The sequence below is a fragment of the Armatimonas sp. genome (genome assembly GCF_964826245.1).
In genome coordinates, this window is sequence record NZ_CBAYMC010000322.1 from 1 (window position 1) to 4,059 (window position 4,059).

5 protein-coding genes are annotated in these 4,059 nt (G+C 60.2%); 4 read left to right on the forward strand and 1 reads right to left on the reverse strand.

Annotated elements, in window-relative coordinates; all coding sequences use genetic code 11:
- On the forward strand, positions 1–720 hold a 720-nt coding region (locus tag AC1XOS_RS20615; RefSeq protein WP_481964092.1), incomplete at its 5' end, for a GTP-binding protein.
- Between the two features lie 246 nt (positions 721–966).
- Here the strand turns inward: AC1XOS_RS20615 and AC1XOS_RS20620 are convergent.
- Positions 967–1,095: a hypothetical protein gene (locus tag AC1XOS_RS20620; protein WP_481964093.1), complete on the reverse strand. Its 129-nt coding sequence runs from the start codon at positions 1,093–1,095 to the stop codon at positions 967–969.
- An 83-nt stretch (positions 1,096–1,178) separates the two neighbouring features.
- Between AC1XOS_RS20620 and AC1XOS_RS20625 the strand changes: the two genes are divergently transcribed.
- From AC1XOS_RS20625 to AC1XOS_RS20635, 3 genes are all read left to right on the forward strand, one after another.
- Complete coding sequence (locus AC1XOS_RS20625; protein ID WP_481964094.1) at positions 1,179–2,039, forward strand: hypothetical protein; 861 nt, start codon at positions 1,179–1,181, stop codon at positions 2,037–2,039.
- Positions 2,036–2,830, forward strand: coding sequence for a prepilin-type N-terminal cleavage/methylation domain-containing protein (locus tag AC1XOS_RS20630; protein ID WP_481964095.1), 795 nt, complete (start codon positions 2,036–2,038; stop codon positions 2,828–2,830). Before AC1XOS_RS20625 ends, AC1XOS_RS20630 begins: the two co-directional genes overlap by 4 nt.
- A partial coding sequence (locus tag AC1XOS_RS20635; RefSeq protein ID WP_481964096.1) for an outer membrane protein assembly factor BamB family protein occupies positions 2,831–4,059 on the forward strand: 1,229 nt, incomplete at its 3' end.

A 4,059-nucleotide genomic window follows, 5' to 3' on the forward strand; every position in this document is an offset into this window, starting at 1 on the left:
CTGGCCGCCCACGAAGCCGACGACCGCACGATCTCGGACTTACTCATCGAGCAAGTCGAGTTTGCCGACACGCTGCTACTCAACAAGTGCGACTTAGTGGAAGAGGCAACGCTCCTTGAGCTAGAGGCGCTCCTGCGTCGCCTCAACCCCGAGGCAAAGATCCTCCGAAGTGCGTTTGGACGCGTCCCACTTGCGGAGCTGCTTGAAACCCAGCGCTTTGACTTTGAAAAGGCGAGCCGCGCTCCAGGTTGGCTAGCGACTCTGCGCGGCGAGGAGGCCAGCGAGGCCGATGAGTACGGGATCACGAGCTTTGTCTTTCGTGCCCGCCGCCCCTTCCACCCCGAGCGCTTGATCACGGTGCTAGGAGCCGACTGGCCGGGGCTGCTGCGCTCCAAAGGTTTTGCCTGGCTAGCAACCAACCACGACCTGGCCCTGCTCTGGTCACAGGCGGGTGGGGCGAGCCGGATCGAGCCCGCAGGCTATTGGTGGGCCGCCACGCCCGAAGACCAGTGGCCTGACGATCCCGAGAGCCTCGCCTCGACACAAGCCGACTGGCAAGAGCCCTGGGGCGACCGTCGCCAAGAGCTTGTCTTTATCGGTCAAGCAGTCTCAGAGAGTATGCTCTGTGCTGCGCTGGATGCCGCGCTCCTCACCGATGAGGAGCAGGCACTCGGCCCGGAAGGTTGGCTGACCTTCCCTGACCCTCTTCAGTTTTCCTAAAAACAACCGATATGTTATTGATATCTAGTTGTATTTGGTGTATGATTACAAATGATGATCTCTTCGCTCCGATGTCAGGCCCAGCGGCTCACGCTCTTCTTAGGTGTGGTGCTAGTGCTTCTACACGGTCCTATGGAGTTTTTTCATCACGCCTTTCACGCGCAGGCAATAGCGGCCCACGCTCAAGACTCCTCACAGGCCTCGTCTGCGGTTGAGGCTTCGTCCGATTCTTGTCCACTCTGTGCCCTAGCCGCGCTTCCCCTCACGCTTCCCGTTGCGGAGCGGCTTCTGAGCGAGCCGTGTACGCAGCCCACTCTGGTCTGTCGCCTCCTCGCAACGGAAGAGTGCTTGCGCCGCTCTGCTCCGTGCTTTCATAGTCTCCGCGCTCCCCCTGCCTTTTCTTGCTGAAACAATCGTCGTTTTTATCGTTTCTATTTTTTAGTAAGTGAGGTTCTTCCATGCGTTCGTCGCAAAACGCGCCTCTCGCATTGCTTGCTATTGGGATAATCGCCGTGGGCGGGCTCCTGATGCAGTGGGCAAGTAGCGAGGCAAAAAAATCCCCCGCCCCCGGCTCGGGTGTGCCAGGGGGGCAGCAGATCATCAACCATATTGAGACAGTCCAGCACTCGGCCAATGTTCAAGCAGCGGGCGACTATCATATCGAGGCACAGATAGATAGACAGGGCCGCATTGTCTTATATATCTATGGAGCCAAAGAGAAGCAGCTCTTCCCCATCCCCGTCATGGCCCCCGATATGGGGATGGAAGCGAGCGCCGTGACTAAAGGCGATGGCAGTGAGTCTCTCACCGTTACAGCACGTCCTGTTGCTACCGATCCGCCTGGCATGACCTCGCGCTTTGTGGCTGAGCTAGGGCGTACGGTGGAGACGATGCAGGTGGGGCTCTCGCTGACGATTCCGATTGCAGGGCATAGCTACCGGCTCCAGTGGCGACCTGAGCACCTGGTCCCCGGAGCACAGCTCGCTGATGCCGCGATGCCTGCTGCCGTGGGAGATGCCGAGGCGCAGAAGCTCTTTCTGACACCTGGTGGCCTCTACACCGACGCGGACATTAAAGCCAACGGGAGCCAGACCGCCACGCAAAAATACGGCTCGCAGATGTCACAGCACAACGCGCATCCTAAGCCCGGCGAGGCACTCTGCCCCATCTCCGAGACCGCCGCCAACCCAAAGTTCGCTTGGGTGATCGGTGGCAAGAAATATCTCTTCTGTTGCCCGCCGTGCATCGAGGAGTTTGTCAAGTGGGCTAAAGAAAAGCCCGAGTCTATCAAAAAACCAGAAAGCTATGTAAAACTATGAAAAAGGCATTTACCCTTATCGAACTCTTAGTCGTCATCGCCATTATCGCGATTCTCGCCGCGATTCTCTTTCCTGTCTTTGCACAGGCCCGCGCCAAAGCCCGCCAGACATCGGACTTGTCAAATCTCAAGCAGCTTGCCCTCGGCTGGCTGATGTACGCCCAAGACTACGACGAGACCGTACTGCCCACAGGGCTACAGGGGCCTTGGGCCCCTGGCTACAATGTCTACTGGTATGCCGCCACGCGCACCGGAGCCGGATTTAACTCCGCGCCGGATCTGGGGCCACGCAATGGGCTGATCTTTCCGTACCTGAAAAATGCCTCGATCCTGGGCGACCCGGCTGCCAGCGGCCTTCCCGTTAGCCCGCTCTGGGGGCCGATTCACTATGCCTACAATGTCTGCTATCTGGGAGGCTACGGCTTATCTGTCCCGCCTGGCGGCCCCCTGCCCGGCTGGACGGCAAACCCGGCGAGCCTTGCCGCAATCGAGGTGCCCGCCGATACGCTTGTCTTTCAGAATAGTGGCCTCTGGAATACCTTGGAGAACCGAGTGACACTTCACCCTTGGGCCTGGCCGCCCTCGTGGCGTGGGGGGGCTAGTCCCTCCGCCCATGCGCGCCACAACCTGAAAGCCAATATCGCCTTCGCCGACGGCCATGCAAAATCGTTCTCGGTGCAGACCCCGACAACAATCGCCAATGCCGCTGCGATGCGCAACGCGAACCTGGGCTTTGTGACACCAGGCGCGGTAATCAACGATGCCTTCTACAACGGGCGGGGGACTCCCTAAGTGGCAAGCAACTGGACGTCGTTTCGTAATGGAGGAGGCGCTGGGAGCGCGGCGGGAGTCAAGCGGCTCCCGCTGCGCTGGTCGCCTAGCCAAAATATCGCGTGGAAGACGGAGCTCCCCGGCTACGGGCAGTCGTCGCCGGTGGTCTGGAATGGGCGTGTTTTTGTGACTTCGGTGCAGGGGCCACAGCGGGAGCGCTGCCTGGTGCACGCCTGCGACCTGAAGAGCGGCAAGCTGCTCTGGAGCCGCTCTTTCGCCTCGAACTTGCTCCATGAGATGAGCTACTACGTCAGCCGCGCCGCCCCCACGCCGGTGGTGGACAGCAAAGGAGTCTATGCCTTCTTTGAGAGCGGCGAGCTGGCTGCTCTCGACCACAGTGGCAAAACTCTCTGGAGCCGCGCTCTCGTCAAAGAGTACGGGATGCTCACCAATGAGTTTGGGATCGGGCAGTCGCTGGCCCAAAACGCCGACACGGTCTTTGTGCTCGTGGACGATCCGGGGGTGGCGTATCTGCTGGCCGTGGACAAAAAGACGGGCAAGAACCGCTGGAAAGTGGCTCGTGAGCCGCGCAAGAGCTGGACGTCGCCCGTGGTAGCAAAGCAAGGAGAAAAGGAGATTATAATCGTCAGCGCCAACGGCTTTGTGGAGGGCTTTGACAGCAAAGATGGGTCGCTGCTCTGGTCAGTGGACCGCATGACGGGCAATATCATGCCATCGGTGTGCGTAGACGGCGACTCGGTCTTTGTGGGCGCAACTCCCGCACAAGCGCGGCTGGCGCGGCCCGGTGGGCGGACGGCGGCGGAGTCGAACTGCTGCCTGAGGCTCACCACCAAAGACGGCAAGCCAAGCGCGGAAGTGCTCTGGGAGGGCAAGAAAGCCACCTGCGACTTTGCCAGCCCACTGGCCTACCAAGGGCTGGTCTACTATGTCACGGCGGCAGGCGTTGTGTTCTGCGTAGATGCCAAGACGGGCAAAGGGCTCTACTCTGAGCGCATTGATAGCCCCTGCTGGGCCTCACCGCTGGCCGTGGGAGAGCATGTCTACTTCTTGGGCAAGAATGGGATTACGACAGTTATCAAGGCGGGGCCGGTCTTTGCGAAAGTGGCCAGCAACCCGCTCTGGGACACCCAAAATCCCCCGAAAACCAAAGAGCCGTTTTCGACCACGCCCAACAACCCTGGCAACGCCGGAGCAGCCCGCGCCACCAGCCCAGACTCGCTCGACCCGAT